This is a genomic window from Lacticaseibacillus sp. 30 (assembly GCF_053819265.1).
The window spans coordinates 1-353 of record NZ_JBSOQX010000083.1; the positions used below are offsets into that span (position 1 = coordinate 1).

Annotated in this window: 1 protein-coding gene; it reads right to left on the reverse strand. The window is 47.0% G+C overall.

Annotated features, from left to right (window positions below):
* The coding region (locus ACWPAB_RS15460) for an IS3 family transposase (RefSeq protein WP_455692717.1) at positions 1–351 on the reverse strand (351 nt) is incomplete at its 3' end.
* Positions 352–353: the final 2 nt, after the last annotated feature.

The window sequence follows — 353 nt, forward strand, 5'->3', positions numbered from 1 at the left end:
GATAATCCGTCGTGAGTGCAGGTCCATGATGGTTGATAAGTAACACCAGCCATTACGCTTCGTTTGAATATAGGTCATATCAGCGGTCCATTTTTGATTTAAACCAGTGGTCGAGAAATCCTGCTTAAGCAAGTTGGGACGCTGTTCAACCTTGGTTTTGGAAGCCGAAGCCGCTTTCCACTTATTGACGGTAACGGAGTGGATATCCAGTTCCTTCATGAGCCGGGAGATCCGTCGTGGACTGCACCGAAGCTGCAGTGGTTGAAGTTCCAGATTCAATTCATGGTGGATCTTCATAACACCGTATCGCTGCTTAAATTCCGCAAAGATCCGCAGAATCCGTTGTTTCAAGC